Consider the following 26,993-nt stretch of genomic DNA (forward strand, 5'->3'; position numbering starts at 1 on the left):
ACGAGATCGCGACCCTGGACTCCGAGGGCCTGCTGCCCGCGATCACGTTCGTGTTCTCCCGGGCGGGCTGGCGGTAGAACCGCGGCCGGCCGCCCGGGCGTCCGGAACCGTGCCGGCGGGGACCGCGCCAGTCCGACATGCGGTCCGCCTCCCGGCGGTGTGCGATGTGGCGCAGCAGGTCCGGGTTGACGCGCGGCTCGCGGTTGCCGTCTTGAGGCTCGCCGGCCTCGCAAACGCGATAGTCGAAAAGGTCGTAGAGACGTTTGCCCACCAGGACGTGCTGCCACAGCGGCACCGGCCGGTGCTCGTCGACCACCACCGTCGTGTCGCCGCGCACGGTCTGGATCCAGCCACCGAACTCCTCGGCGTTGCTCACCGTCGCCGACAGGCTGACCAGCCGCACCTCGTCGGGCAGGTGCAGGATCACCTCCTCCCAGACCGGGCCGCGCATCCGGTCGGCGAGGAAGTGCACCTCGTCCATCACCACGTGGGAAAGCCCGCGCAGGGCGGGCGAATCGGCGTAGAGCATGTTGCGCAGCACTTCGGTGGTCATCACCACCACCGGCGCATCGGAGTTGACCGACAGGTCACCGGTCAGCAGGCCGATGCGGTCGCGGCCGTAGCGCGCCGTCAGATCGGTGTGCTTCTGGTTGCTCAACGCCTTGAGGGGCGTGGTGTAGAAGCACTTGCCGCCGGCCGCCAGCGCCAGGTGCACGGCGAACTCGCCGACCACGGTCTTGCCGGCGCCGGTCGGCGCGCAGACCAGCACACCGTGGCCTCGCTCCAGCGCCGCACACGCCCGCTGCTGGAAGTCGTCGAGCGCGAACGGCACATCGGCGGCAAAGCGGGCCAGCTCGGGCAGCTCGGTCACTGGGCGCCCGTCGTGCGCCGCGAGCGTGCGCAAAATGCCGGCCGCAGCGGCGTGTCGTCGTACCGACACGCATGCTCGCGTCGCTGCGGGGAGCTAGGTGATGTCGTCATGCTGTCCCGCGGTGAACGACGGCTCGGGCACCGGGGAGGTCACCGGGGTGGGCCGCTCGATGACCGAGGCCTCGTCGTCGGGGATTTCGGCCTGCGCTTCGCGTCTGGCCTTGCGCCTGTCGTGCAGGCGGGTGATCTGGATGGCGAACTCGAGAAGCACCGACAACGCCACGCCGAGCGCCGTCATCGAGAACGGGTCGGAGCCGGGAGTGAACACGGCCGCGAACACGAACATCCCGAAGATCAGGCCACGGCGCCAGGACTTGAGCCGCGCATAGGTCAACAACCCGGCCATGTTGAGCATGACGACCAGCAACGGGAATTCGAAGCTGACCCCGAAAACGACCAGCAGGTTGATCAGGAAGCCGAAATATCGATCCCCGGACAGCGCGGTCACCTGCACGTCGCTGCCCACGGTCAGCAGAAAGCCCAGCGCCTTGGACAACACGAAGTAGGCCAGCACGGCCCCACCGGCGAACAGCACCGCGGCCGGGACGACGAACCCGATCGCGAAGCGACGCTCGTTGCGGTAAAGCCCCGGCGTGATGAACGCCCAGAGCTGGTAGAGCCACACCGGGCAGGCCATCACCGTCCCGGCCGTGAGCCCGACCTTGAGCCGCAGCATGAACTGGTCGAACGGCGCGGTGGCCAGCAGCCGGCACTGACCGTCGGCGCTGATGCTGGCCCGCGCCGACGCCGGCAGGGAACAGTAGGGATGGCGCAGCCATTCCCCCAGGCTTTCCAGCCCGAAGACCGAATGCGAGTACCAGACGAATCCGAAGATCGTGGTGATCAGGATCGCGGCCAGCGAGATCAGCAGCCGCGTGCGCAACTCGGTCAGGTGGTCGACCAGCGACATCGTCGCGTCGGGATTGGTGCGGCTGCGCCGATTCCGCGGATCGAGCCGCTTCAGCACGGCGGCGGTGCGCGCTGACACCGCTGAAATCTTGGTGGCGTTCACGACGCTGGGTCAATGGTGCCCGGGCACCACGGGGATGATGCCGCGCTACGCCGGGCGTGCTTCAGAGTGACCCTGCTCGGTGGCCGCGGGAGGGTCGACCCGTTGCGCCTGCACGGGAGTGGCGTTCGCCGACGGGGAGTCGATCGCAGACGCCTCCGACTTGCTCTCGCTCTGCATTTCACGGATCTCTGACTTGAAGATGCGCATCGACTTACCCAGCGAACGCGCCGCATCGGGGAGCTTTTTGGCACCGAACAGGACGATCACCACGACAGCGAGGATGGCCCAGTGCCACGGACTAAGACTGCCCACGTTCCTTACCTCCAGACGTTCACCCGATGCTACCGCAGCGTGGCCCGGTACCGGCGTCTCCGCGTCCCGGCGTGGTAGGTGCCGATCCGGTCACGTCTGGCCTTGATGCTGGTAGAGCTCGAGGGCAGTCGCCGCGGTGTCCCGTACCCGGCGCGCGAGCGATTCCGGCTCGAGCACCCGGACCGCCGGCCCGAAGCCCAGCACCAGACGCGTCATCCACTCGTCCGAGGCGTAGGTCATCACGGCCTCACACGATCCGTCGGCCAGCTCGCGAACCTCCCGCATCGGGTAGTACTCGAACATCCACGACGCCGAGGGCGCCACCCGCAGCCTGGCCGACGGCAGCGCCGGGTCGCCGTCGAACAGCGACATGTCCGGCGGCGCTTGCCGCGCCGGCTCCGGCGGAGCGGATGGTTCGCCCAGGTCGGTGGCGTCCACGATCCGGTCGAAACGGAACAGCCGGACCCCTTCCGCGTCGCGCGACCATGCCTCCAGGTAGCTGTGGCCACCGATCAGCAGCACCCGGATGGGGTCGACGACACGGCTGCTCAGGGTGTCGTGCGACGCCGAGTAGTAATCGATGGCCAGCGCGTGCTGGTCCTGCAGCGCCGCGCGCACCACCGCCGCGATCCGGCTCTCGGCGGGCGCGGGCTCGCCGGTGGCCGACGGCCGACCCGGGGCCTCCTGCCCGACGGCGCCGGCCGCGGCCTCGATCTTGGCGATCGCGCTGCGGGCCGCCTCCGGATCGACGACGCCCGGAATGTCGGCCAGCGCCCGCAACGCCACCAAAAGGCCGGTCGCCTCGGGCGACGTCAGCTTGAGCGGCCGGTCGATGCCCGCCGAGAACGTCACCTCGATGGTGTCACCGGAGAACTCGAAATCGATGAGGTCCCCCGGGTAGTAGCCGGGAAGTCCGCACATCCACAGCTGGTTGAGATCCTCCTCCAGCTGCGTGTCGGTCACCCCCAGGTCGGCCGCGGCCTCGGCCCGGGTGATCCGCGGATTGGCCTGGAAATACGGCACCATGTTGAGCAACCGGACCAGCCGGGCCGACACGGGCGTCACCAGCGTTCCCCCGGGCCCGCGTGGGCGCGCAGCCGGCCCAGCACGTCGTCACGCAGGGACTGCGGCTCCAGCACGACGGCGTCCGGCCCATACCCGGCGATGTCGCGCGCCAGTCGATCGGTCGATCCGATGTCGACCTCGATCACCTCACCGTCGCGGTCGCTCAGCCGGCACGCGGCCGTCGACCTCCCGGCGCGCCGCAGCGCGGTGGCCCGGCCGTCCGCGACCCAGACCCGGGCGAGCTCGCCCGTCGGAACCTCCGCTTCCGCCCGGGCGATCTTCTGCGAAACGATGCCGCGCAGATCCACGTCGCGGGGCGCCGTGATCGCACCGGGCCCTCCGATCGGCGTGACCTCGGCCCCGATGCGGGACAGCCGGAAGATGCGCGTGTCGTCGCGGTCGCGGTCGTGCCCGACCAGATACCACCGGCCCTTCTCCGTCACGACGCCCCACGGCTCGACGGTGCGCGTGGTGTACGGCTCGGCCCGCGACGAGCGGTGCGGGAACTGCACGGCCTGCCCCGACTCGATCGCCGACAACAGAACGCCGAGAACATCCTCCGACCCGCGCAGACTTGGCACACCCGCCGGCGAGGCGATGGTCACCGGGGCGTCCGGGTCGACGTCGACCCCGGCGGCGCGCAACTTGAGCAGCGCGCCCTGCGTGGCGGTGACCATCTCCGGCGACTCCCACAGCTGCGTGGCGACCGCGACGGCGGCCGCCTCGTCCGGGGTCAGCTGCACCGGCGGCAACGCGTAGGCGTCGCGGTTGATCCGGTATCCCTCGGCGGGATCCAGGGCCGACACCCGGCCGACCTCCAGGGGGATGCCGAGGTCCCGCAGCTCGTTCTTGTCGCGTTCGAACATTCGGGAGAACGCCTCGAGGCTGGGGCTGTCGGTGTAACCCGCCACGCTGGACCTGATCTTCTCCGCGGTGATGTAGCCGCGGGTGGACAGCAACGCGATGACGAGGTTCACCAGCCGTTCGACTTTCGAGGTCGCCATGCGCCCGAGCCTAAAGCGTTCGCGCGGGCGGCGTCTTCCGCCACGCAGCAGACTCGTTACATGCTCGCGATGAGCCGCTTGACCCGCTCGTCGACCGCCCGGAACGGGTCCTTGCAGAGCACCGTGCGCTGCGCCTGATCGTTGAGCTTGAGGTGCACCCAGTCGACGGTGAAGTCGCGCCCGGCGGCCTGGGCGGCGGAGATGAACTCGCCGCGCAGCCGGGCGCGGGTGGTCTGCGGCGGGTTCTCGACGGCGTCGGCGATGTCCTCGTCGGTGGTCACGCGCGTCGCCAGGCCTTTGCGCTGCAGCAGATCGAAGACACCGCGGCCGCGCTTGATGTCGTGGTAGGCCAGGTCCAGCTGGGCGATCTTGGGGTCGGACAACTCCATGTTGTAGCGGTCCTGATAGCGCTGGAACAGCTTCCGTTTGATCACCCAGTCGATCTCGGTGTCCACCTTGGCGAAATCCTGGCTGTCCACGGCGTCGAGCTGGCGGCCCCACAGGTCGACGACCTGCTCGATCTGGGCGTTCGGCTCGCGGGTGTGCAGATGTTCGACGGCGCGGGCGTAGTACTCGCGCTGGATGTCCAGCGCGCTGGCCTGCCGCCCGCCCGCCAGCCGGACCGGCCGCCGGCCGGTGGTGTCGTGGCTGACCTCGCGGATGGCCCGGATGGGGTTGTCCAGCGAGAAGTCGCGGAAGGGAACCCCGGCCTCGATCATCTCCAGCACCAGCGCGGCGGTGCCCACCTTGAGCATGGTGGTGGTTTCGCACATGTTCGAGTCGCCCACGATGACGTGCAGCCGCCGATACTTCTCGGCGTCGGCGTGCGGCTCGTCGCGCGTGTTGATGATCGGCCGGGACCTGGTGGTCGCACTCGACACGCCCTCCCAGATGTGCTCGGCACGTTGGGAAAGGCAGAACGTCGCGGCCTTGGGGGTCTGCAGCACCTTGCCGGCCCCGCAGATCAGCTGGCGCGTGACCAGGAACGGCAGCAGCACGTCGGAGATCCGGGAGAATTCACCGGCCCGCACGATCAGGTAATTCTCGTGGCAGCCGTAGGAGTTGCCCGCCGAATCGGTGTTGTTCTTGAACAGGTAGATGTCACCGCCGATGCCCTCGTCGGCGAGCCGCTGCTCGGCGTCGACGAGCAGGTCTTCCAGCACCCACTCGCCGGCCCGGTCGTGGGTGACCAGCTGCACCAGGCTGTCGCATTCCGCCGTGGCGTACTCGGGGTGGCTGCCCACGTCGAGGTAAAGCCGTGCGCCGTTGCGCAGGAAAACGTTGGAGCTGCGCCCCCACGACACCACGCGGCGGAAGAGGTAGCGGGCCACCTCGTCCGGGGAAAGCCGGCGATGGCCGTGAAAGGTGCAGGTGACACCGAACTCGGTCTCGATGCCCATGATCCGCCGCTGCATGTAGTTGAGGGTACTGGTTGTTGAGTCACGAGGTGGGCAGCTGCGCGACAAGCTCCAACGCTGCGCCACGCGTCGGCGCCTGCAGGCACAATACGGGAGAACACGTCGACACAGGCGCCACCGGACAGCGAATGGGAATCACAAGATGACGGATCAGTCGCACTTGAACAGCGAGCAACGGCGCACACTGGACAAGCTGAACGCCCACCCGGTGAGCCACAACATCAAATGGAAGCCGGTCCTGGCTCTGTTCGAGGCGCTAGGCGAGGTGGTGCCCGAAAGCGGCGACCGTTTTCGGGTCACGATCGGCACGCGCGCTGCGGTCTTCCGCCCGCCCGTCCATCACCGCGATCTCAGCGCCGACCTGGTGATGGAGATCAGGCACTTCCTTCAGGAGACGAGCCAATCCGCGGTCACGCCGCAGCCGTCGCGACACCTGTTGCTCGTAACCGACCATCACGAAACCACGATCTACGAGTTCGAACCTCCGGCCGCCACGCTCGACACCGTCAAACCCTACGACCCGCACGGCCACCTGCGCCACCTGCGCCACATCAACGGCAACTACCAAGGTCAACGGGCGCCCGAGGATCCCGGCTATTATCGCGAGATCGTCGACGAAGTGCGCGGTGCCGACATGATCGTGGTCTTCGGGCACGGCGAAGGCCATTCCAGCGCAGCCGATCTGCTGGTCGACACGCTCAGGCGAGACCTGGGCGAGCCGTTGCCGACGATCCTGGCCGAGGCACGGGTCGATGCCAAGGCTTTCACCACCGGGCAGCTCATGGTCGCGGCGCACGAGGTCGTCGACAAGCTGAATGAGAGCTGATGCCGACTTGGACCCGAACTGCCTGAGCCACTCGCCCCGATGCAGTGATTTTCGCCGGCGACCTGGCCGACACAGAGCAGCCCGAAGCCTTTCGGTACATCCTTCGCCAGGCAGGCATCCACCGATCCCCGGGCGTGCAAGACCCTCCCGCAGCGGTGGAGCCTGCGCCAAAAAAGTTGCCGTAGAAGGATTTTGGGATGTCAATCAGGACTCGGCCGGTCGCCGCGCCACGCCACCCCGACGAGTGCGGGACCAAGCCGCAGCCTGCAACACCGTAGCGTGCCGTAGCCCACCGAAGTGCCCAATGCGGCTAGCAAGCCGATCAGCACGCGGCGACAGGACGCGACAGGTTTTCGGTAGGTCTGAGCAGGAGCCTATTGCGGCTTTTTCGCCGCCGACTCGTCGGTCGATTCCGAGCCGTCGGCTTGGGGCAGCAGTGCATCCAGCGCGGGTCCGGTGATCCGCCGAAACGCGCGCCGCGGCCGGTTGGCGTCCAGAACCGCGACCTCCAGGCTCGACGCCCCAAGGGAGGGCTGATCGCTACCCGAGGCCTCGCCACTGCTCGTCCGCAACGCGTTCACGGCGATCCGCACCGCATCGGGAAGCGCGGCGTTCTCGGCGTAGGACTGCTTGAGCGCGGTGGTCACCGGCTCGGTGGTACCGCCCATCACCACGAAATACGGCTCGTCGGCGATCGACCCGTCGTAGGTGATGCGGTACAGCTCGGGTGGTTTCGTCTCCCCGGCATGCGCGACCTCGGCGACGCACAGCTCGACCTCGTAGGGCTTGGCCTGCTCGGTGAAGATCGCGCCCAGCGTCTGCGCGTAGACGTTGGCCAACTGGCGACCGGTGACGTCCCGGCGGGCGTAGGCGTAGCCGCGGGTATCTGCGAACTGGATGCCACCGCGTCGCAGGTTGTCGAATTCGTTGAACTTGCCCGCGGCCGCGAAGCCGACCCGGTCATACAGTTCGCTGATCTTCTGCAACAACCGCGACGGATTGTCGGCGACGAAAAGCACGCCGTCGGCGTAGGTCAGCGCCACCACGCTGCGGCCACGCGCGATGCCCTTGCGCGCGAGCTCGCTGCGCTCGCGCATCGCCTGCTCGGGCGAGATGAAATACGGGAAGCTCACGACTCACCCCAGAGGTCTGCCTCCGGGCCAAAAGTATCGGCGCGCGAACGACTCTGGATGACCTCGCGGGCCAGCTCGGCGATGCGTTCTTCGGGCACCTCGGCCGCGCCGTCGGCACCGATGGTGGCCGCCGTCGGGTAGATACCCCGCACCAGGTCGGGACCGCCGGTGGCCGAGTCGTCGTCGGCGGCGTCGTAGAGCGCCTCGATGGCCACCCGCAGCGCGGAGTCGGCATCGGTTACCTGGGAGTACAACTTCTTCATCGACGACTTGGCGAACACCGACCCGGACCCCACCGACTGGTAGCCCTCTTCCTCCATGTTCCAGCCGCCGGCGGCGTCGAAGGACACGATCCGCCCCGCCTTCTGCGGGTCCGCGGCGTTGATGTCATAACCCGCGAGCAACGGCAGCGCCACCAGGCCCTGCATCGCGGCGCCCAGATTGCCGCGCACCATGGTGGCCAGCCGGTTGACCTTGCCGGGGAACGTCAACGGCACGCCTTCGAGCTTCTCGTAATGCTCGAGCTCGACCGCATACAGCCGGGCGAACTCGACGGCGATCGCCGCGGTCCCGGCGATGCCCGTCGCCGTGTAGTCGTCGGTGATGTACACCTTGTTGACGTCGCGGCCCGCGATCATGTTGCCCTGCGTGGAGCGCCGGTCACCGGCGATGACGACGCCGCCGGGGTATTTCAGCGCGACGATGGTGGTGCCGTGCGCCAGTTGACCGCCGATCTGAGTGCCGCCAACCAAGCTGGCCGGGAGCAACTCCGGCGCCCGGCGGCGGAGCAGGTCGGCGAACGAGGACAAATTGACGGCTGAGGCTTCACAAAGCGCGGGGTTGGTGGGCAGGCGGTCGGAGAACTGCCAGGTCACTGTCCACCCTTCTGCACGTACGCGCGGACGAAGTCCTCCGCGTTCTCCTCGAGGACGTCGTCAATCTCGTCGAGCAGATCGTCGGTGTCTTCGGCCAATTTCTCACGGCGCTCCTGGCCCGCGGCCGTGGTGTCGGTGAAGTCGTCGTCATCGCCACCACCGCCACGCTTGGTCTGCTCCTGCGCCATCGCCGCCTCCTGCTTGATAAACAGCCGCGTCACGCGCCTGCTGGTATTTCTCTACCCTACCGTTTCGCTCCGACGTTTCCCGGCTCCACACCCGTATTGTCGGCCCGTCCCGCCCCGTCGCGTTTCGCGCCCGCGAACGATCGGGTCACCCGGTATCAGCTGGTCAACTGCTTGACCAGCTCGGCTGCGCTGTCCACCGAGTCCAGCAGCGCGCCGACGTGCGCTTTGCTGCCCCGCAGCGGTTCCAGGGTGGGAATGCGGACCAGCGAATCGCCGCCCAGGTCGAAGATGACCGAGTCCCAACTCGCTGCCGCGATGTCGGCGCCGAACCTGCGCAGGCACTCACCGCGGAAGTAGGCGCGGGTGTCCGTCGGTGGACTGTCGACGGCGTCGAGGACCTGCTGCTCGCTGACCAGGCGCTTCATGGATCCGCGCGCCACCAGCCGGTTGTACAGGCCCTTGTCCAGCCGGACATCGGAATACTGCAGATCCACCAGGTGCAGCCGCGGCGCCGACCAGCTCAGGTTCTCCCGCTGCCGAAAGCCTTCCAGCAGTCGCAACTTGGCCGGCCAGTCGAGCAGCTCGGCGCAGTCCATGGGGTCGCGTTCGAGCTGGTCGAGCACCTGCGCCCAGGTCTCCACGACGTCGGACGCGCGCGGATCCGGGTCGCGGCCGTCGACCAGCTTCGCCACCCGGTCCAGGTAAATGCGCTGTAGCGCAAGGCCGGTCAGCTCACGACCGTCGGCCAGGGCAACGGTGGCACGCAGCGCGGGATCGCGGCTGATGGCGTGGACCGCGTGCACCGGACGGGCCAGGGTCAGGTCGCTGAGGTCAATACCGTGGGCGGGCCCCTCTTCGATCACGTCGAGGACGAGCGCGGTGGTACCGAGCTTGAGGTAGGTCGAGGTCTCGGCGAGGTTGGCGTCCCCGATGATGACGTGCAACCGGCGGTACCTGTCCGCATCGGCGTGCGGTTCGTCGCGGGTGTTGATGATCCCGCGCTTCAGCGTGGTCTCCAGCCCGACCTCGACCTCGATGTAGTCGGAGCGCTGGGACAGCTGGAAGCCCGGCTCGTCGCCGGAGGGCCCGATGCCCACCCGCCCGGAGCCGGTCACCACCTGGCGCGACACCAGGAACGGGGTCAGCCCGGCGATGATCGCCGAAAATGGCGTCTGCCGGCTCATCAGGTAGTTCTCGTGCGCCCCGTAGGAGGCGCCCTTGCCGTCGACGTTGTTCTTGTAGAGCTGCAGTCTCGCGGCTCCCGGCACGCTGGCGACGTGGCGGGCAGCGGCTTCCATCACCCGCTCGCCGGCCTTGTCCCAGATCACGGCGTCCAGGGGGTCAGCGCACTCGGGCGCGGAGTACTCGGGGTGCGCGTGGTCGACGTAGAGCCGCGCCCCGTTCGTCAGAATCATGTTGGCCGCGCCGACCTCGTCGGCATCGACCACCGGAGGCGGTCCGGTCGACCGGCTCAGATCGAAGCCCCGGGCGTCGCGCAGCGGCGATTCGACCTCATAGTCCCAACGGGTGCGTTTGGCCCGCTGAATGCCGGCGGCGGCAGCGTAGGCCAACACCGCCTGAGTCGAGGTGAGGATCGGGTTGGCGGTCGGGTCCGACGGCGACGAGATGCCGTACTCGACCTCCGTCCCGATAATCCGTTGCATGCCGCAAGCCTAGGCCCGATGACGAAGCGGCCCGCGAAGCGGGGCGTGAGGAGTCGGGCCATCCCATCCGGCCCGATGACGAAGCGGCCCGCGAAGCGGGGCGTGAGGAGTCGGGCCATCCCATCCGGCCCGATGACCCCGGACGTCCGAGCGGGGCGTGAGGAGTCCGCGCGACGAAGAGGCTGGGATCGTGCCCGCGGTCCGCCGCTGAGCCCCGACGCGGCGGTATCGCCGGCGCACCGGGCGCGCGCCGGTCGTAGGGTGAGCCGTCATGGGCCTTCCTCTTCGCCGCCCGCCGGCCCGAACGTCGGCCGGTGACGCGGCCGAGAGTTGGTTCCTGGCGCGCGGCTTGCCGTTGGTGCTGACGCCGCGGGCGCGGGGGCGGCGACTCTGGCCCCGGTCGGCGCCCGTGTTGGCGGCCTACGCGACGACCGAGGGCTGCGAGCTCGCGATCTGGATGATCACCGGCGACCGCAATGTCGACATCGTCGGAAACCCGACCGCTGTCGAATGGGGACTGCTGGCCATACTCGGGGCCATGTTGCCGCTGGCCGCCGTCGTCGGCTGGCTGGTGTCCCGGTTGTCGGGCAACCGCAGCCGTACGGTCGTCGCGGCCATCGCGGTGGCCTTCGCGACCATGACCGGAACCATCGAAACCGGCCCGATTCACGTGCTGCGGATCGCCGTCCTGGTAGTGCTGGTGTTGCTTTTGACCGCCTCCGGCGTCGGGGCGGTGTTCGCCTGGGCGGTGCGGATGACGTTGTCGCACCTCGCGGCGGTCGGTTCCATGACGGTGCGGGCCCTGCCCGTCGTGTTGCTGACCGTACTGGTGTTCCTCAATCCCTATGTCTGGCTCATGGCGGCGACGATCAGCCAGCGGCGGCTCTGGCTGGCGCTGCTGTTTCTCGTCGCCGTCGCGGCGGCGTTCGTCGTATCGGGAAGTCTGGAACGGGTCCGGCCGATGCTGCGAGCGACTGCCGCACCGCCCCATGACTGCGAACGACTGGCCGGCACGCCCTTTGCGGACATGCCCGACCCGCCGGTCAGTCCCCGACTGACCAGGACCGAACGCGTCAACGTGGTGTTCGTGCTCGCCACCTCGCAGCTGGTGCAGATCCTGGTGGTGGCCGCGGTCATCGCCACGATCTTCTTCGTTCTCGGCCTGATCCTGCTCAGTGAACCCCTGCTCGCCGAATGGACCCACAACAAGGGCTCGACCCACGGGACGCTGCCGGGAATGACGATTCCGGTGCCGCAGCCGCTGATCAACACCTGTCTGTTCCTCGTCGCGCTGGCGTTCATGTACATCGGCGCCCGCGCGGTCGGCGACGGCGAATACCGTTCCACCTTCCTCGACCCGCTGATCGAGGACCTGCATGTCACCCTGATCGCACGCAACCGCTACCGCGGTGCCGTCGCGACGGCACCGCGCGCTGTTGACGCCGCGTATGGCACTGGCTAATTTCACCGTGTGGCCGCCCCCGAATCCGACCGCGTAGCGAGTCAACAAGCGACCGACCTGGCCGGAAAGCGTTATGGCGAAGTGCTTCTGGTCCAGGTCGGCGAGTCCGGCCCCCAGGCCACCGTCTACAACAGCTTCCCGCTCAACGACTGCCCCGCCGAGCTGTGGTCCGCGCTCGACCCCCAGGCCATCGCCGCCGCGCACGGCGCGGTCGCGGCGCTGCTCAACGGCCCGCGCTACTGGCTGATGAACGCCATCGAAAAGGAGCCACAGGGCCCGCAGGAGAGGAAGACCTTCGGCGGGATCCAGATGATCCGTCAGGCCACGGTCGCGATGTCGTCGATGAACCCGGCTCCCTACAGCGTCAACGAGGTGGACCGCAACACGGTCTTCGTCTTCAACGCCGGCGAAGAGATTTACGAGCTGGTCGACCCCGACGGGCGGCGCTGGGTCATGCAGACCTACAGCCAGGTCGCCGATCCCGGCCTGTCACGCGCAGACCTGCCTGGCCTCGCGGAGCGGCTCGACCTCCCGGCCGGATGGACCTACCGACCGCGGGTGCTCACCAGCGAGCTCAGGGTGGACACCCGCAGTCGGCCGGCCCGGGTGCTGCAGGACAACCTGACCAACAGCTACTCGATGGAGACTGACTGACTCACGCGTTCAGCGCGGTGACGCTACAGGTACTGGCCCAGGTTGGATTCGGTGTCGATGGCCCGCGACGCGCTCGACGACTTGCCGGTGACCAGGGTGCGGATGTAGACGATCCGCTCGCCCTTCTTGCCCGAGATCCGCGCCCAGTCATCGGGATTGGTGGTGTTGGGCAGGTCCTCGTTCTCGGCGAACTCGTCGACGATCGAGTCGAGCAGGTGCTGGATGCGCAGACCCGGCTGGCCCGTTTCGAGCACCGACTTGATGGCGTTCTTCTTCGCCCTGTCGACGACGTTCTGGATCATCGCCCCGGAGTTGAAGTCCTTGAAGTACATGACTTCCTTGTCGCCGTTGGCGTAGGTGACCTCCAGGAACCGGTTGTCGTCGATCTCGGCGTACATCCGCTCGACGACCTTCTCGATCATCGCCTTGATGCAGGAGGTGCGGTCTCCGCCGAACTCGGCGAGATCGTCGGCGTGCAGCGGCAGCGACTCGACCAGGTACTTCGAGAAGATGTCCTGGGCCGCTTCGGCGTCGGGGCGTTCGATCTTGATCTTGACGTCGAGACGGCCGGGCCGCAGGATCGCCGGGTCGATCATGTCCTCGCGGTTGGAGGCGCCGATCACGATGACGTTCTCGAGCCCCTCGACGCCGTCGATCTCGCTGAGCAACTGCGGCACCACCGTGGTCTCGACGTCCGACGACACCCCGGTACCGCGGGTGCGGAAGATCGAGTCCATCTCGTCGAAGAACACGATCACGGGCGTTCCCTCCGACGCCTTCTCGCGGGCGCGCTGGAAGATCAACCGGATGTGCCGCTCGGTCTCGCCGACGAACTTGTTGAGCAGCTCCGGACCCTTGATGTTAAGGAAGTAGGACTTCGCCTCGCGGGCGTCGTCGCCGCGAACCTCGGCCATCTTCTTGGCCAGCGAGTTGGCCACCGCCTTGGCGATCAACGTCTTACCGCAGCCGGGCGGGCCGTAGAGCAACACGCCCTTGGGCGGGCGCAGCGCGTACTCGCGGTAGAGCTCCTTGTGCAGGAACGGCAGCTCCACGGCGTCGCGGATCTGCTCGATCTGGCGGGTGAGCCCACCGATGTCGGAGTAGCTGACGTCGGGCACCTCTTCCAGGACCAGGTCTTCGACCTCGGCCTTCGGGATGCGCTCGAAGGCGTAGCCCGCCTTGGTGTCGACCAGCAGCGAGTCGCCGGGGCGCAGCTTGCGCGGCTTGGTGTCGTCGTTCAGGGCGTCCGGAACGCCGTCCGGCAGGTCCTCGGCCACCAGCGGCTCGGCGAGCCACACGATGCGCTCCTCGTCGGCGTGGCCGACGACCAGGGCCCGGTTACCGTCGGCCAGGACTTCCCGCAACGTCGAGATCTCACCGACCGACTCGAACGTGCCGGCCTCGACGACGGTCAGGGCCTCGTTGAGCCGGACCGTCTGGCCCTTCCGCAGCGCCGTGGTATCGATGTTCGGCGAACACGTCAAGCGCATCTTGCGGCCCGACGTGAACACGTCCACCGTGTCGTCGTCGTGGGCGCCGAGCAGGACGCCGTAGCCGCTGGGCGGCTGGCCCAGCCGATCGACCTCCTCGCGCAGCGCCAGCAGTTGTTGGCGGGCCTCTTTAAGCGTTTCCATCAATTTGGAGTTGCGGGCCGCCAGCGAGTCGATACGGGCCTCGAGTTGGTGCACGTCGTGCGCGGTGCGGCCGCCGCCGTGGGGGCCGACCGCATGTTCGAGTTGCTCGCGAAGCAGCGCCGCCTCACGCCGCAATTGCTCCAATTCGGCAGCATCGCCGCTGGACGGGATCGATCCCCGGGGGTTACCGAATGCATCAGAACGCTCTGAGTCACCCATGTTGCGCTCCTTTCCCACACCAGGAATTGGTGCAGCGGATACTCCAACGCTACCGGCGATCGGCGCTTCATGTGCGGAACCGAATGCCGCCGAAAAGTTAAAACTGTGATGCCGCTGGTAACGTCGCGTTGCAGTCCGCGGATCGGAAGGGAAGGCGTGACCACAAAACCCCTCGCCACGTGCGTAGCTACCGCCGCCGTCCCCGGCGCGGGAGCCACCGCTGTGACATGTGCTGCATCCGACGCCCGGGCCGCCGGCGCGGACGGACGGCGCCGGGGCTGACCGACTGGATGCACCGGCAACTCTGCGTTGTGCTGGCCGCCGTGGCCGTGTTCGGGCTCTCGGCGTGTGAGCACTCCAGGCCCACGGTGTCGTTGCAGCCGTCCTCGCGGGCGGCTCCGACGTCGCCGCCTCCGGTGGCCGCTCCCCCGACGGTCCCGTTGCCCGCACCCCAGGCGCTCACCGACCTGCTGAACCGGCTCGCCGACCCCGCTGTCCCCGCCACCGAGAAAGTGAACCTCATCGAGGGCGCAACGCCCGAGAATGCGGGCACCCTGGAGAAGTTCACCACCGCGCTGCACGACAACGGCTATCTGCCGATGACCTTCGCGGCCAACGACATCGCGTGGTCGGACACGAACCCGTCGAACGTCAAGGCCGCGGTCACCGTCAAGACCGCCAGGGCGGACAACGCCAACTTCACCTTCCCGATGGAGTTCACCCCCTCCCAGGACGGCTGGCAGTTGTCGCGTCGGACCGCGGAGATGCTGTTGGCCCTGGGCAAGTCGTCTGCGCCGACGACCTCCGGTCCGCCGGCCGCCCTCGCGCCGGCTCCCTCGCAGGCTCCGGCTCCGGCTCCGCCGAGTTGACCCGCGCGATGTGGATCGGCTGGCTCGAGTTCGACGTGCTGCTGGGCGACGTGCGATCGCTGAAACAGAAACGCGCGCTGGTGCGTCCGGTGGTAGCCGAGCTGCAGCGCAAGCTCAGCGTGTCGGCGGCCGAAACCGGTTCCCTTGAGCTGCATCGCAGGGCCGGCATCGGGGTGGCCATGGTGTCCGGCGACCGCAGCCATGCGGACGCCGTCCTCGACGCCGCCGAACGTCTTGTCGCCGCGCATCCGGAGTTCGAGCTGCTGTCGGTGCGGCGCCGCCTGCTCCGCAGCGGCGATCTGGACGACGACCAGCGCTAGCCGTCGCGTCCCGGCCGCTTGCGGCCCAACGGCGCCGGGGCCACCGCGCCGGGAGCGAGCCGACGCGTGAAGATCAGGAACGCGGTGTGCCCGCGCATCGAATGCTGCGGCCGCACGGCCAGCCCGACGACGTTCCAGCCCCGCTGCAGTGTCTCCCACGCGCGCGGCTCGATCCAGCACTGCTGTGCCCGCAGCGCCTCCACCGCCTTCGACAGCTGAGGCACCGTGGCGACGTAGATCATCAGGACCCCACCGGCGACCACCAGCCGCGACACCGTGTCCAGCACCTCCCAGGGCGCGAGCATGTCCAAGACCGCCCGGTCGAAGGATCCGTCGGGGAAATCGGAGTCACGGACGTCGCCGACGATCAGCTGCCAGTTCGCGGGCGGACGGCCCGAATCACCGTGGAAGTCGGCGACGTTGCGCCGGGCGTGCTCGGCGTGGTCGGCGCGCTGATCGTAGGAGACCACCCGCCCCTCCGGTCCGACCGCCCGCAGCAGCGAAAGGGTCAGCGCGCCGGACCCGGCTCCGGCCTCGAGCACCCGGGCGCCCGGGAAGATGTCGCCCTCGTGCACGATCTGGGCGGCGTCCTTGGGATAGATCACCTGCGGCCCGCGGGGCATCGACATCACGTAGTCGACGAGCAGCGGGCGCATCACGAGGAACAGGGCGCCGTTGCTGGATTTGACGACGCTGCCCTGCTGCAGACCGATCAACGCATCATGGGCGATCGAGCCGCGGTGGGTGTGAAACTCGGCGCCGGGCGTCAGCGACAGCGTGTAGTGCCGGCCCTTGGCGTCGGTGAGCTGGACGCGCTCCCCGCTGGTGAACGGGCCGGTGGCAGACACGCCGTCCAGCGTGCCAGTCGACTCGCCGTGGCCGGTGCCCGGGGTTGTCGGCGCCCGGTCCTAGGCTGCGGGAATGACCGTCCAGCCGGAGACACGCCCGCCGCGGCCGGCTTCAAAACCGGCACTGTCGCCGTCGCGGGCGGCGGACTTCAAGCAGTGCCCGCTGCTGTACCGGTTCCGGGCGATCGACCGGTTGCCCGAGGCCCCGTCGGCGGCGCAGCTGCGGGGTTCGGTGGTGCACGCCGCCTTGGAGCAGCTCTACGGCCTGCCCGCGCCGCGGCGCGACCCCGACACGGCGCGGTCGCTGGTGGAGTCGGCATGGGAGCACGTGGTCGCCGCGGAGCCCGATCTGGCCGGCGAGTTCGATCCCGACCAGCGGAGCAGGCTGATCGAGGAGGCCCGCGACCTGCTCTCCGGCTACTACCGGCTCGAAGACCCGACCCGGTTCGACCCGCAGTGCTGCGAAGAGCGGGTGGAGGTCGAACTTGCCGACGGCACGCTGCTGCGCGGCTTCATCGACCGCATCGACGTCGCCGCCACCGGCGAGGTGCGGGTGGTCGACTACAAGACCGGCAAGGCGCCGCCGGCCGCGCGGGCTGCGGGGGGCTTCACGGCCGAGTTCAAGGCGATGTTCCAGATGAAGTTCTACGCGGTGGCGCTGCTGCGTTCCCGCGGTGTGCTGCCCACCCGGCTGCGCCTGATCTACCTCGCCGACGGGCAGGTGCTGGACTACTCGCCGGATCACGACGAACTGCTGCGCTTCGAAAAGACCCTGATGGCGATGTGGCGCGCCATCCAATCCGCCGGCCAGAGCGGCGATTTCCGGCCCAAACAGTCGCGGCTGTGCGACTGGTGTCCCCACCAGCAGCACTGCCCACTTTTCGGGGGAACGCCGCCGCCCTACCCCGGCTGGCCGGAACACTTTGCGGTCGCTGAAGTTTCGCCGCACACCTCACCGGCGGCCTAGAACGGCGACATCCCCTGCAGCATCGTGGGGATGAGTTCGCCGACGGTGGGGTGGATGTGCATGGTGCGCGACAGCGTCGTGTACGGCGCGTCCACCGACATGACGTCCAGGATGGCGTGGATCGCCTCGTCGCCGCCGACCCCCAGGATGGCCGCCCCCAGGATCTTCTCGGTGTCGGCGTCGACAACGATCTCCATGAAGCCTTGTTTCTCAACCTTTTTCCACCGCCCTGCCGACCCTGGTCATCGGCCGCATGCCGACCAGCGCCCTGCGGCCCGACGCCCGCACCTGCGCGGCGGTCATGCCGGCGCGCCCGAGCGGCGGGTCGATGCACAGCGCGTGGGTGGTGATGCGGTCGCTCACGCGCCGCGGGGTCGCGTGAGAATCGCTGTCGAGGAGATTGGCGGCCGGCGCCCCACCGCCAGCAGCAGATGACTGCCCGCGACCGGCGCGGTTGTCAGATCGAATCCGTTGTTGCTCTTGGTAATCCGCACTTCTCCGGCGCCGAGGATGACGTCGTCTTCGCAGGACGCCAGCCTGGAACCGCGCTCGACGACGGTGAGCCAGGACCCGAATCGCCGGTACATCCGGTCGAACTCCAGCGCGATGTAGCTGCCGCCCACGATGACCGGATGCGTTGGCAGCGTGTCCAGTTCGAGGATCGACACGTTGGTGAGGTAGTCGACGCCGGAGAGTCCCGGAATGTCGGGCACCACCGCGCGGCCACCGACGTTGAGGAAGATCCGCTCGCCACGCAGCAGGTCCGTCCGGCCAGCGGCGGCCCCGCCTGCCCGGCACCCACGATGATCGCGCCGCAATGCACCGTCACAGACTGGCCGTCAGGGACAGGATGGCGAACCCCCCCAATACCGCGACCGCGTCCTCCAACAGCGCGATCGGCAGGCCCTGCCCGCCGCGGGATTCCACCAGTCGCCGGCGTGCCTGATAGCCGCCGACGGTGCCCAGCGCCGCGCCGATCACGCCACAGCCGAGTGCGGAGAAGGTGAAGTGCCACGCGGCGCCGATCACCGCGCCGGCGAATGCGCCCATCGTGATCCGCGCGGCGAAAGACGGGGGGACGGTGCGCGGAGGCGTCTTCGGGAGCTTGTCGGTGACGAGTTCGGCGATCGCCAGAACGGTGACGATCGCGACCGTGATCACATTGCCCACCCAGAACGCCCAGGTGGACTGCAGGTCGATCCATCCGAGCATGGCGGCCCATGCGACGACGGCGGGAGCCGTCAGGGAACGCAACCCGGCGACGACGCCGATCAACAAGGCCATCAGCAAAACAAGGACATGTAACACGGAGGTCCTCCCGGGGACGAACTGTCCGGCGACCGTCGGGGCAACGGCCCATGGAGACAACGCGGACAACGGCCTAGGCGGACGCTAACACAGCCGCGCGCGTCGAACCCGCGATCAGAACCGGCAAAACCTGATGTCCGAAGCGAGGATCGCCTTGGCGCCGATCGCGGCGAGCTCGTCCATGACCTCGTTGACGCCCCGGCGGGGTACCAGGGCGCGGATGGCGACCCAGTCCGGGTCGGCGAGCGGAGCGATAGTCGGCGACTCCAGCCCCGGCGTGATCGAGGTGGCCTGCTCCAGCACCGAGCGCGGGCAGTCGTAGTCGAGCATCAGGTACTGCTGGCCGAACACCACGCCCTGGATCCGGGCCACCAACTGGTCGCGCGCAGCCCTGTCCTGCCGGGTGTCGTAGTCCATGCTCTCGATCAGCACCGCCTCCGAATCGCACAGCGACTCGCCGAAGGCGACGAGGTGGTGCAGGCTCAGGGTCCTTCCGGACCCCACCACGTCGGCGATGGCGTCGGCGACCCCGAGTTGCACCGAGATCTCCACCGCGCCGTCAAGCCCGATCACGGTGGCCTCAATCCCCCGCTCGGCCAAGTCCTTCCGCACCAGGTTCGGGTAGGCGGTCGCGATGCGCTTACCGGCCAGGTCGGCCGTCGTCCACTTGCGCCCGGCCGGGCCGGCGTAGCGGAAGCTGGACGACCCGAACCCCAGCGCCAGGCACTCGCGCACCGCCGCGCCGGAATCGCACACCAGGTCGCGTCCGGTAATCCCGAAATCGAGCTCTCCCGAACCGACGTAGATCGCAATGTCTTTGGGCCGCAGGAAGAAGAACTCGACTTGGTTGACGGGGTCGAGCACGGTCAGATCCTTGGGATCGGTGCGGCGACGGTAGCCGGCCTCCGCGAGGATCTCGGTGGCCGGCTCGCTCAGCGAACCCTTGTTGGGAACCGCGACCCGCAACATGCTCACAGCTTCCGGTAGATGTCGTCGAGGGACAGTCCGCGCGCGATCATCAGCACCTGCGTCCAGTAGAGCAACTGGCTGATCTCCTCGGCCAGGGCGTCGTCGGGTTCGTGCTCGGCGGCCAGCCACACCTCGCCGGCCTCCTCGAGGATCTTCTTGCCCAGCCCGTGCACGCCGCCGTCCAGCGCGGCGACCGTGGCGCTGCCGGCCGGTCGGGTGCGGGCGCGGTCGCCGAGTTCGGCGAACAGATCCTCGAAGGTCTTCACGGCCAGCGATTCTGTCATGCTGCGCCCGCCCCACCCGTCGCGAGGGTGCGCAAAATGCCACGCCGACCGGCGTGTCGTTGTACAGACACGCGCCTTCGCGGCACCGACGAAGGGCTCAGTCCTCCGGGTTGTAGCCGAGGTTGGGGCCGAGCCAGCGCTCGGCTTCGGCCAGGGTCCAGCCCTTGCGCCTGGCGTAGTCGGCGACCTGGTCCTGGGCCATCCGCCCGACGACGAAGTACTGCGACTGCGGGTGCGAGAAATACCAGCCGCTGACGGCGGCGCCGGGCCACATCGCCATCGACTCGGTCAGCTCGATGCCGGTCCGCTCCCGCACGTCCAGCAACTTCCAGAGCGTCACCTTCTCGGTGTGCTCCGGGCAGGCCGGGTAGCCGGGTGCAGGGCGGATTCCCACGTACTTTTCACCGATGAGCGCCTCGCAGTCCAGCTGCTCGTCCGGCTGGTATCCCCAGAACTCCCTGCGGACCCGCTGGTGCATCCGCTCGGCGAACGCCTCGGCCAGCCGGTCGGCGAGCGACTCCAGCAGGATCGCGCTGTAGTCGTCGTTGGCCGCCTTGAACTCTGCGATCTTGTCACCGCCGCCGAGCCCCGCGGTGACCGCGAAGGCGCCGACGTAGTCGGCCAGACCGGTGTCCTTGGGCGCGATGTAGTCGCCCAGCGACCGGTTCGGGATCCCGTCCCGGTGCTCGCCCTGCTGGCGCAGGTTGTGCAACGTGGTCAGCACCTCGGTACGGGTGTCGTCGGTGTACACCTCGATGTCTTCAGCACCGAGGCCGACCGCGTTCGCCGGGAAGAACCCGATCACCCCGTTGGCCCTCAGCCACTTCTCCTTGATCAGGGTGTCGAGCATCTCCTGGGCGTCGTCGTACAGCTTGCGGGCAGCCTCCCCCGAGACCGGGTTGTTGAGGATGTCGGGAAACCTGCCCTTCATCTCCCAGGCGTTGAAGAACGGCTGCCAGTCGATGTACTCGCGCAGCTCGGCAAGGTCGTAGTCATGAAAATCCCGCACTCCCACGCCCTGGGCGGGCACCGGCGGCGTGTAGCCGTCCCACTCGACCGGCGTCCGGTTCGCGCGGGCCTTTTCCAGCGTCAGCATCGGCCGCTCGTTCTTCTGGGCGTGCCGTTCGCGCAGCGATGCGTAGTCCTTCTCGGTGGCCTCGAGCAGGGCCGGCCGCTGCTTGTCGTCGAGGAGCGCGGCAGCGACCGGCACCGAGCGGGACGCGTCTTTGACCCAGACCACCGGACCGCTACGGCGCGGCGCCACCTTCACGGCCGTGTGCGCGCGCGAGGTGGTCGCGCCACCGATCAGCAGCGGGATCTTCAGCCCCTCGCGTTCCATCTCGACGGCGAAGTTGACCATCTCGTCCAGGGACGGGGTGATCAGGCCGGACAGCCCGATGATGTCGGCGTTGTGTTCCCTCGCCGCGTCCAGGATCTTCTGCGCGGGCACCATCACGCCGAGGTCGATCACCTCGAAGTTGTTGCACTGCAGGACGACCCCGACGATGTTCTTGCCGATGTCGTGGACGTCGCCCTTGACCGTCGCCATGATGATCGTGCCGTTGGTGTCTTTCCCTCCACCATCACCTGGGGCGGCGCCGGACTCTTCCTTCTCCGCCTCGATGTAGGGCAGCAGGTACGCGACCGCCTTCTTCATCACCCGGGCCGACTTCACCACCTGGGGCAGGAACATCTTGCCCGCGCCGAACAGGTCGCCGACGACGTTCATGCCGTCCATCAGCGGGCCCTCGATCACCTCGATCGGGCGACCACCGGCGGCGGCGATCTCGGCCCGCAGTTCCTCGGTGTCGGCATCGACGTGGGCGTCGATGCCCTTGACCAGGGCGTGGGTGATCCGCTCGCGGACTGGCAGGCTGCGCCACTCGGCCGCCACCGGGTCCTCGGACTTCTCCGAGCTGTTGAAGCGCTCGGCGATCTCCAGGAGCCGCTCGGCCGCGTCCTCGCGGCGGTTCAGCACGACGTCCTCGATGCGGTCCCGCAGCTCGGGGTCGATCGAGTCGTAGGGCACCAGCGCACCGGCGTTGACGATGCCCATGTCCAGGCCGGCCTTGATGGCGTGGTACAGGAACACCGCGTGGATCGCCTCGCGGACCGGGTTGTTGCCCCGGAACGAGAACGACACGTTGGAGATTCCGCCGGAGATGTGCACCCCGGGCAGGCTCTCCTTGATCCAGGCGCAGGCCTCGATGAAGTCGATCCCGTACGTCGCGTGCTCCTCGATACCGGTGGCCAGCGCGAAGCAGTTCGGGTCGAAGATGATGTCCTCGGCCGGGAAGCCGACCTCTTCGGTCAGGATCCGGTAGGCGCGCCCGCAGATCTGTTTGCGGCGCTCCAGATTGTCGGCCTGACCCTGCTCATCGAAGGCCATCACGACGACGGCGGCGCCGTACTTGCGGCACAGCCGTGCCTCGCGGACGAACTTCTCCTCGCCCTCCTTCATGGAGATCGAGTTGACGATCGGCTTGCCCTGCACGTTCTTCAGGCCCGTCTCGATGACCTCCCACTTGGAGGAGTCGATCATCACCGGGACGCGGCTGATGTCCGGTTCGGCCGCGACCAGCTTGGTGAACCGGTCCATCGCGGCGACGCCGTCGATCATGCCCTCGTCCATGTTGATGTCGATGACTTGCGCACCGACCTCGACCTGCTGCAGGGCGACCGACAGCGCGGTGTCGTAGTCCTCGGCCTTGATCAGGTTGCGGAACCGGGCGGAGCCGGTGATGTTGGTGCGCTCACCGATGTTGACGAACAGGGAATCGTCGGTGATGTTGAGCGGTTCGAGGCCCGCGAGCCGGGTGGCCACCGGGATCTTCGGCACCTCGCGCGGCGGCTTGCCCTCGACGACCTTGGCGATCTCGGCGATGTGCGGCGGCGCCGTCCCGCAACACCCACCGACCAGGTTGACCAGGCCGGCGTCGGCGAAATCGGCGATGTAGCTCGCCTGGCGCTCGGGGGACTCGTCGTATTCGCCGAAGGCGTTGGGCAGGCCGGCGTTCGGGTAGCAGGAGACGAAGGTGTCCGCGATCCGCGACACCTCGGCGATGTAGGGGCGCATCTCCGGCGCACCCAGGGCGCAGTTCAGGCCCACCGCGATCGGCTTCGCGTGCCTGATCGAGTTCCAGAACGCCTCGGTGACCTGACCGGACAACGTCCGCCCGGAAGCGTCGGTGATGGTGCCGGAGATGATGACTGGCCAGCGGCGCCCGCGGTCCTCGAACAGCGTCTCGACGGCGAACACCGCGGCCTTGGCGTTGAGCGAGTCGAAGATCGTCTCGATGATGAGGAGGTCCACACCCCCGTCGACCAGGCCGTTGGCGGCTTCGAGGTAGGCGGTGACCAGCTGGTCGTAGGAGACGTTGCGGGCCCCGGGGTCGTTGACGTCCGGCGAGATCGACGCGGTCCGCGTCGTGGGCCCGATTGCGCCGGCCACGTAGCGGGGCTTCTCCGGGGTGCTGAACTCGTCGGCGGCCGCCCGCGCCAGCGCAGCACCGGCGTAGTTCAGCTCGTAGCTCAGGTCCGCCATGCCGTAGTCGGAGAGCGAGATCGCGTTCGCGTTGAACGTGTTGGTCTCCAGGATGTCGGCGCCCGCCTCGAGGTACTCGCGGTGAATCCCGGCGATGATCTGTGGCTGCGTCAGGTTGAGCAAGTCGTTGTTGCCCTGAAGAGCGGTCGGCCACTCCGTGAACCGGTCGCCGCGGTAGCCGGCCTCGTCCGGGCGGTCGCGCTGGATCGCCGTGCCCATCGCGCCGTCGATCACCATGATCCGCCGGCGCAGAGCGGCCGTCAGTTCGTCGGTGCAGTCGGGTCGGATGTGCGGCTCAAAGGTGTTCGGCTCGCGGATGTTCGGCTCCGAGGCGTTCACGTACATTCCTTCCGTAGTGGAAGGCGTCCTTGACTCTGCCGAGCGTGGCGGACACCGGCGGGGACCGGAACCGTTGCAACGCCTCTCGACCAGGAAAGTCTACGTCGTCACCCGACGTCTGGACGCCCAGCTCGACCCGACCCGCTCGGCGATTGCGGTGCCCTTGAGCGCCGGCTTGCGGACCTTGTCGGCAAATGTCGTAGTTGTCAACTTTAACCAGATTGCAGCCGAACGTATTTCGTCTCGACCACGGCGACGCCGGATGTCGAAGCCGTCGAGGCTCGGGTCAGCCGCCTGCAGCCGGGTGCCCATCGCGCCGTCGCCGACCACCACCGGCTGCGCCAAAGCATCGAGGGTGTCGGTGGCGTGGCGCGGTGTGTTTCCGGCAATCACCCGCTTAAGGATAGTCGTCCTATGAAATCGGTCGGCCGACGGCGGTCGGGCCCGTGACCCCGGGGTTTTGCCGGGGCCACGTCACCGCAGGGCAGCACCGTATCCCCCGCCAACCGCCGCCCCGGTTCCCGCCACGCGGCCCGCATCGTCGGCGGGCTACACCAACCGCCCCCCTCCTCACCGGGCCGCCACGCGGCCCGCATCGTCGGCGGGCTAGCCGTACCCTGACGTTGTGACTTGGAGGGATGGGGGGCCGGACGGCAGTGCCGCGCTACCCGAACTGCACAACACCGTCGTCGTGGCGGCGTTCGAGGGCTGGAACGACGCGGGCGACGCGGCCAGCGACGCGCTCGAGCACCTCGATGCCATCTGGGAAGCGGAGCCGCTCGTCGAGATCGACGACGAGGCGTACTACGACTACCAGGTGAATCGTCCCGTGATCCGCCAGATCGATGGGGTCACCCGCGAGTTGGTGTGGCCCGCGATGCGCATCTCGCACTGCCGGCCACCGGGCAGCGACCGCGACGTGGTGCTCATGCACGGGGTGGAGCCCAACATGCGCTGGCGCACCTTCTGCGCCGAACTGGTGGCCATCGCCGACAAGCTCAACGTCGACACCGTTGTCATCCTCGGCGCACTGCTGGCCGACACCCCGCACACGCGACCGGTGCCCGTCTCCGGCGCGGCCTACTCGCCGGAGTCGGCGAAGCTGTTCGGCCTGGAGGAAACCCGCTACGAGGGGCCGACCGGGATTGCCGGGGTCTTCCAGGACGCATGCGTGGCCGCCGGGATCCCGGCGGTGACGTTCTGGGCGGCGGTGCCGCACTACGTGTCGAGCCCGCCCAACCCGAAGGCGACGGTGGCGCTGCTGCGCCGCGTCGAAGAGGTACTCGACATCGAGGTGCCGCTGGGTGAACTCCCCGCGCTCGCCGAGGAATGGGAACAGGCCATCAACGAGGTGGCCACCGAGGACGAGGACCTGGCCGAATACGTGGAGTCGCTGGAGCAGCGCGACGCCGAGGTCGACATGAGCGAAGCCCTGGGCAAGATCGACGGCGACGCCCTGGCCGCGGATTTCGAACGCTACCTGCGCCGCCGCCGCCCCGGATACGGGCGCTGAGTCCGGCCGCCGACGAGACCGCCGCAATTTGCCGTCGTCGGCGGCGATGCGAAAAGATCGGCAATTCGAGGGCAAGCCCAGCCGCAAGCCCAGCCGGACGGCGCAAGCGACGACGATAAGGACCCGCATGGCCGCGTGGCCTGATCCCGACAACCCCCGGTTGGCCGCCGATCAGTCCGATCCGGCCCCGGACCGCCTCGGCGAAGAGGCCGGATATCACAAGGGGCTCAAGCCGCGCCAGCTGCAGATGATCGGCATCGGGGGTGCGATCGGCACCGGGCTTTTTCTCGGTGCCGGCGGCCGGCTCGCCAAGGCCGGGCCCGGGCTGTTCCTCGTCTACGCGCTGTGCGGCGTGTTCGTCTTCCTGATCCTGCGCGCGCTCGGCGAGTTGGTGTTGCACCGGCCGTCGTCGGGCTCGTTCGTGTCGTACGCGCGTGAATTCTTCGGCGAGAAGGCCGCGTACGTGGTCGGGTGGATGTATTTCCTGAACTGGGCGATGACCTCCATCGTGGACACCACCGCGATCGCCACCTACCTGCACCGGTGGAGCGTGTTCGCCGTCGTCCCCCAATGGCTCCTGGCCCTGATCGCCCTGGCGGCGGTCCTGGGCATGAACCTGATCTCGGTGGAATGGTTCGGCGAGATGGAGTTCTGGGCCGCGCTGATCAAGGTGTTCGCGCTGATGGCCTTCCTGGTCGTGGGGACCGTCTTTCTTGCCGGGCGCTACTCCATCGACGGACGAAGCGCCGGATTGAGTTTGTGGACGGGCCACGGCGGCTTCTTCCCGACCGGTCTGGCGCCCCTGCTGGTGGTCGCCTCGGGCGTCGTGTTCGCCTACGCCGCGGTCGAACTGGTGGGCACCGCGGCCGGGGAGACCGCGGAACCGGAGAAGATCATGCCGCGGGCCATCAACTCGGTGATCGCGCGCATAGCGGTCTTTTACGTCGGGTCGGTCGCGCTGCTGGCGCTGCTGCTGCCCTACACCTCCTACAAGGCCGGGGAGAGCCCGTTCGTCACGTTCTTCTCCAAGGTCGGCTTCTACGGCGCCGGCGACCTGATGAACGTCGTGGTCCTCACCGCGGCGCTGTCGAGCCTGAACGCGGGCCTGTATTCGACCGGTCGCGTCATGCACTCGATAGCGATGAGCGGCAGCGGCCCGAAGTTCGCCAAGCGGATGTCCCGCAACGGCGTGCCCTACGGCGGCATCGCGATGACGGCCGTCATCTGCCTGCTCGGCATCGCGCTGAACGCCTTCAACCCCGGTGAGGCGTTCGAGATCGTGCTCAACGTCGCCGCGCTGGGCATCATCGCGTCCTGGGCCACGATCGTGCTCTGCCAGCTTCGGCTCTACCAGGTGGCGCGTGCGGGACTCCTGCGGCGCCCGCGGTTCCGCATGCCGCTGACGCCGTACAGCGGATATGCGACCCTGGCCTTCCTGGTCGCCATCCTGGTGCTGATGGGCTTCGACGCACCGATCGGCACCTGGACCGTCGCATCACTGGTGGTGATCGTCCCGGCCCTGGTCGTGGGATGGTACGTGGTGCGCCACCGCGTCATGGCCGTCGCGGGTGAGCACACGGGCCGCGCGGGGCCGCATCCGCCGATTGCCAACCCGGCGGTGCATCCGCGAGACTGA

At 68.3% G+C, this 26,993-nt stretch carries 25 protein-coding genes and 1 pseudogene; 8 read left to right on the top strand and 18 right to left on the bottom strand.

Going from position 1 to position 26,993, the window contains the following annotated elements:
• From FPZ47_RS09955 to pafA, 6 genes are all read right to left on the bottom strand, one after another.
• On the bottom strand, positions 1–871 hold an 871-nt coding region (locus tag FPZ47_RS09955), incomplete at its 3' end, for a DEAD/DEAH box helicase (RefSeq protein WP_145039415.1).
• 93 nt (positions 872–964) lie between these two features.
• Positions 965–1,840 carry a twin-arginine translocase subunit TatC gene (tatC, locus tag FPZ47_RS09960; RefSeq protein WP_144948902.1) on the bottom strand — a complete coding sequence of 292 codons (876 nt, stop codon included), beginning with the start codon at positions 1,838–1,840 and terminating at the stop codon, positions 965–967.
• Between the two features lie 147 nt (positions 1,841–1,987).
• Positions 1,988–2,254, bottom strand: coding sequence for a Sec-independent protein translocase subunit TatA (gene tatA / locus FPZ47_RS09965; RefSeq protein ID WP_144948790.1), 267 nt, complete (start codon positions 2,252–2,254; stop codon positions 1,988–1,990).
• 90 nt (positions 2,255–2,344) lie between these two features.
• The gene (locus FPZ47_RS09970) at positions 2,345–3,319 is read right to left on the bottom strand and encodes a helix-turn-helix transcriptional regulator (protein WP_144948793.1); all 975 of its coding nucleotides are present in this window, start codon (positions 3,317–3,319) and stop codon (positions 2,345–2,347) included.
• The gene (locus FPZ47_RS09975; RefSeq protein ID WP_144948796.1) at positions 3,316–4,323 is read right to left on the bottom strand and encodes a helix-turn-helix transcriptional regulator; all 1,008 of its coding nucleotides are present in this window, start codon (positions 4,321–4,323) and stop codon (positions 3,316–3,318) included. Before FPZ47_RS09975 ends, FPZ47_RS09970 begins: the two co-directional genes overlap by 4 nt.
• 56 nt (positions 4,324–4,379) lie before the next feature.
• Positions 4,380–5,738, bottom strand: a complete 1,359-nt coding sequence (pafA, locus tag FPZ47_RS09980) for a Pup--protein ligase (RefSeq protein WP_144948798.1) — start codon at positions 5,736–5,738, stop codon at positions 4,380–4,382.
• 211 nt (positions 5,739–5,949) lie between these two features.
• On the opposite strand from pafA, the gene FPZ47_RS09985 reads away from it, so the two are divergent.
• Positions 5,950–6,567 carry a hypothetical protein gene (locus FPZ47_RS09985; protein WP_144948801.1) on the top strand — a complete coding sequence of 206 codons (618 nt, stop codon included), beginning with the start codon at positions 5,950–5,952 and terminating at the stop codon, positions 6,565–6,567.
• A gap of 374 nt (positions 6,568–6,941) precedes the next feature.
• Here FPZ47_RS09985 and prcA read toward each other — a convergent pair whose 3' ends face one another.
• The 4 genes from prcA to dop all read right to left on the bottom strand — a co-directional run bounded on the left by prcA (position 6,942) and on the right by dop (position 10,427).
• The gene (prcA, locus tag FPZ47_RS09990) at positions 6,942–7,700 is read right to left on the bottom strand and encodes a proteasome subunit alpha (RefSeq protein WP_144948804.1); all 759 of its coding nucleotides are present in this window, start codon (positions 7,698–7,700) and stop codon (positions 6,942–6,944) included.
• Positions 7,697–8,575 carry a proteasome subunit beta gene (gene prcB / locus FPZ47_RS09995; protein WP_144948807.1) on the bottom strand — a complete coding sequence of 293 codons (879 nt, stop codon included), beginning with the start codon at positions 8,573–8,575 and terminating at the stop codon, positions 7,697–7,699. Before prcB ends, prcA begins: the two co-directional genes overlap by 4 nt.
• Positions 8,572–8,763 carry a ubiquitin-like protein Pup gene (locus tag FPZ47_RS10000; protein ID WP_144948905.1) on the bottom strand — a complete coding sequence of 64 codons (192 nt, stop codon included), beginning with the start codon at positions 8,761–8,763 and terminating at the stop codon, positions 8,572–8,574. The genes prcB and FPZ47_RS10000 overlap by 4 nt, the downstream gene beginning before the upstream one ends.
• 155 nt (positions 8,764–8,918) lie before the next feature.
• Entirely contained in the window at positions 8,919–10,427 is a 1,509-nt protein-coding gene (gene dop / locus FPZ47_RS10005; RefSeq protein WP_168209408.1) for a pup deamidase/depupylase, read from the bottom strand.
• Between the two features lie 271 nt (positions 10,428–10,698).
• Between dop and FPZ47_RS10010 the strand changes: the two genes are divergently transcribed.
• A complete protein-coding gene (locus FPZ47_RS10010; protein WP_144948810.1) occupies positions 10,699–11,889 on the top strand; it encodes a hypothetical protein in 1,191 nt (396 codons plus the stop codon).
• A gap of 9 nt (positions 11,890–11,898) precedes the next feature.
• Positions 11,899–12,543, top strand: a complete 645-nt coding sequence (locus tag FPZ47_RS10015; protein ID WP_144948813.1) for a hypothetical protein — start codon at positions 11,899–11,901, stop codon at positions 12,541–12,543.
• Positions 12,544–12,566: 23 nt separating this feature from the next.
• Here the strand turns inward: FPZ47_RS10015 and arc are convergent, their stop codons facing one another.
• A complete protein-coding gene (arc, locus tag FPZ47_RS10020) occupies positions 12,567–14,396 on the bottom strand; it encodes a proteasome ATPase (protein ID WP_144948816.1) in 1,830 nt (609 codons plus the stop codon).
• 290 nt (positions 14,397–14,686) lie between these two features.
• Between arc and lppK the strand changes: the two genes are divergently transcribed.
• Entirely contained in the window at positions 14,687–15,265 is a 579-nt protein-coding gene (lppK, locus tag FPZ47_RS10025; protein ID WP_144948909.1) for a lipoprotein LppK, read from the top strand.
• 8 nt (positions 15,266–15,273) lie between these two features.
• Positions 15,274–15,585 carry a DUF503 domain-containing protein gene (locus FPZ47_RS10030; RefSeq protein WP_144948820.1) on the top strand — a complete coding sequence of 104 codons (312 nt, stop codon included), beginning with the start codon at positions 15,274–15,276 and terminating at the stop codon, positions 15,583–15,585.
• Here the strand turns inward: FPZ47_RS10030 and trmI are convergent.
• Complete coding sequence (gene trmI / locus FPZ47_RS10035) at positions 15,582–16,433, bottom strand: tRNA (adenine(58)-N(1))-methyltransferase TrmI (RefSeq protein WP_144948823.1); 852 nt, start codon at positions 16,431–16,433, stop codon at positions 15,582–15,584. The genes FPZ47_RS10030 and trmI overlap by 4 nt on opposite strands.
• Before the next feature lie 73 nt (positions 16,434–16,506).
• Here trmI and FPZ47_RS10040 point away from each other — a divergent pair, with 73 nt between their 5' ends.
• Positions 16,507–17,400 (top strand): RecB family exonuclease, encoded by an 894-nt coding sequence (locus FPZ47_RS10040; RefSeq protein ID WP_144948825.1) that lies wholly within the window; start codon positions 16,507–16,509, stop codon positions 17,398–17,400.
• Here the strand turns inward: FPZ47_RS10040 and FPZ47_RS10045 are convergent.
• The 6 genes and pseudogenes from FPZ47_RS10045 to FPZ47_RS10070 all read right to left on the bottom strand — a co-directional run.
• Positions 17,397–18,164, bottom strand: a pseudogene (locus FPZ47_RS10045) (FAD-dependent oxidoreductase); the annotation flags it as partial. The gene FPZ47_RS10040 and the pseudogene FPZ47_RS10045 sit on opposite strands and share 4 nt — an antisense overlap.
• A 61-nt stretch (positions 18,165–18,225) precedes the next feature.
• A complete protein-coding gene (locus tag FPZ47_RS10050) occupies positions 18,226–18,708 on the bottom strand; it encodes a DUF4126 domain-containing protein (protein WP_144948828.1) in 483 nt (160 codons plus the stop codon).
• A gap of 114 nt (positions 18,709–18,822) precedes the next feature.
• Positions 18,823–19,677 (bottom strand): ATP phosphoribosyltransferase, encoded by an 855-nt coding sequence (gene hisG / locus FPZ47_RS10055; RefSeq protein ID WP_144948831.1) that lies wholly within the window; start codon positions 19,675–19,677, stop codon positions 18,823–18,825.
• A 2-nt stretch (positions 19,678–19,679) separates the two neighbouring features.
• Positions 19,680–19,961 carry a phosphoribosyl-ATP diphosphatase gene (locus FPZ47_RS10060; RefSeq protein ID WP_144948834.1) on the bottom strand — a complete coding sequence of 94 codons (282 nt, stop codon included), beginning with the start codon at positions 19,959–19,961 and terminating at the stop codon, positions 19,680–19,682.
• Between the two features lie 97 nt (positions 19,962–20,058).
• A complete protein-coding gene (gene metH, locus FPZ47_RS10065) occupies positions 20,059–23,850 on the bottom strand; it encodes a methionine synthase (protein ID WP_144948837.1) in 3,792 nt (1,263 codons plus the stop codon).
• Positions 23,851–23,943: 93 nt separating this feature from the next.
• Positions 23,944–24,237 carry a hypothetical protein gene (locus FPZ47_RS10070; protein WP_144948840.1) on the bottom strand — a complete coding sequence of 98 codons (294 nt, stop codon included), beginning with the start codon at positions 24,235–24,237 and terminating at the stop codon, positions 23,944–23,946.
• Positions 24,238–24,469: 232 nt separating this feature from the next.
• Between FPZ47_RS10070 and FPZ47_RS10075 the strand changes: the two genes are divergently transcribed.
• A complete protein-coding gene (locus tag FPZ47_RS10075) occupies positions 24,470–25,357 on the top strand; it encodes a PAC2 family protein (RefSeq protein ID WP_144948843.1) in 888 nt (295 codons plus the stop codon).
• Positions 25,358–25,484: 127 nt separating this feature from the next.
• A complete protein-coding gene (locus FPZ47_RS10080) occupies positions 25,485–26,993 on the top strand; it encodes an amino acid permease (RefSeq protein WP_144948846.1) in 1,509 nt (502 codons plus the stop codon).

Source organism: Mycobacterium helveticum (assembly GCF_007714205.1).
Classification (GTDB): domain Bacteria; phylum Actinomycetota; class Actinomycetes; order Mycobacteriales; family Mycobacteriaceae; genus Mycobacterium; species Mycobacterium helveticum.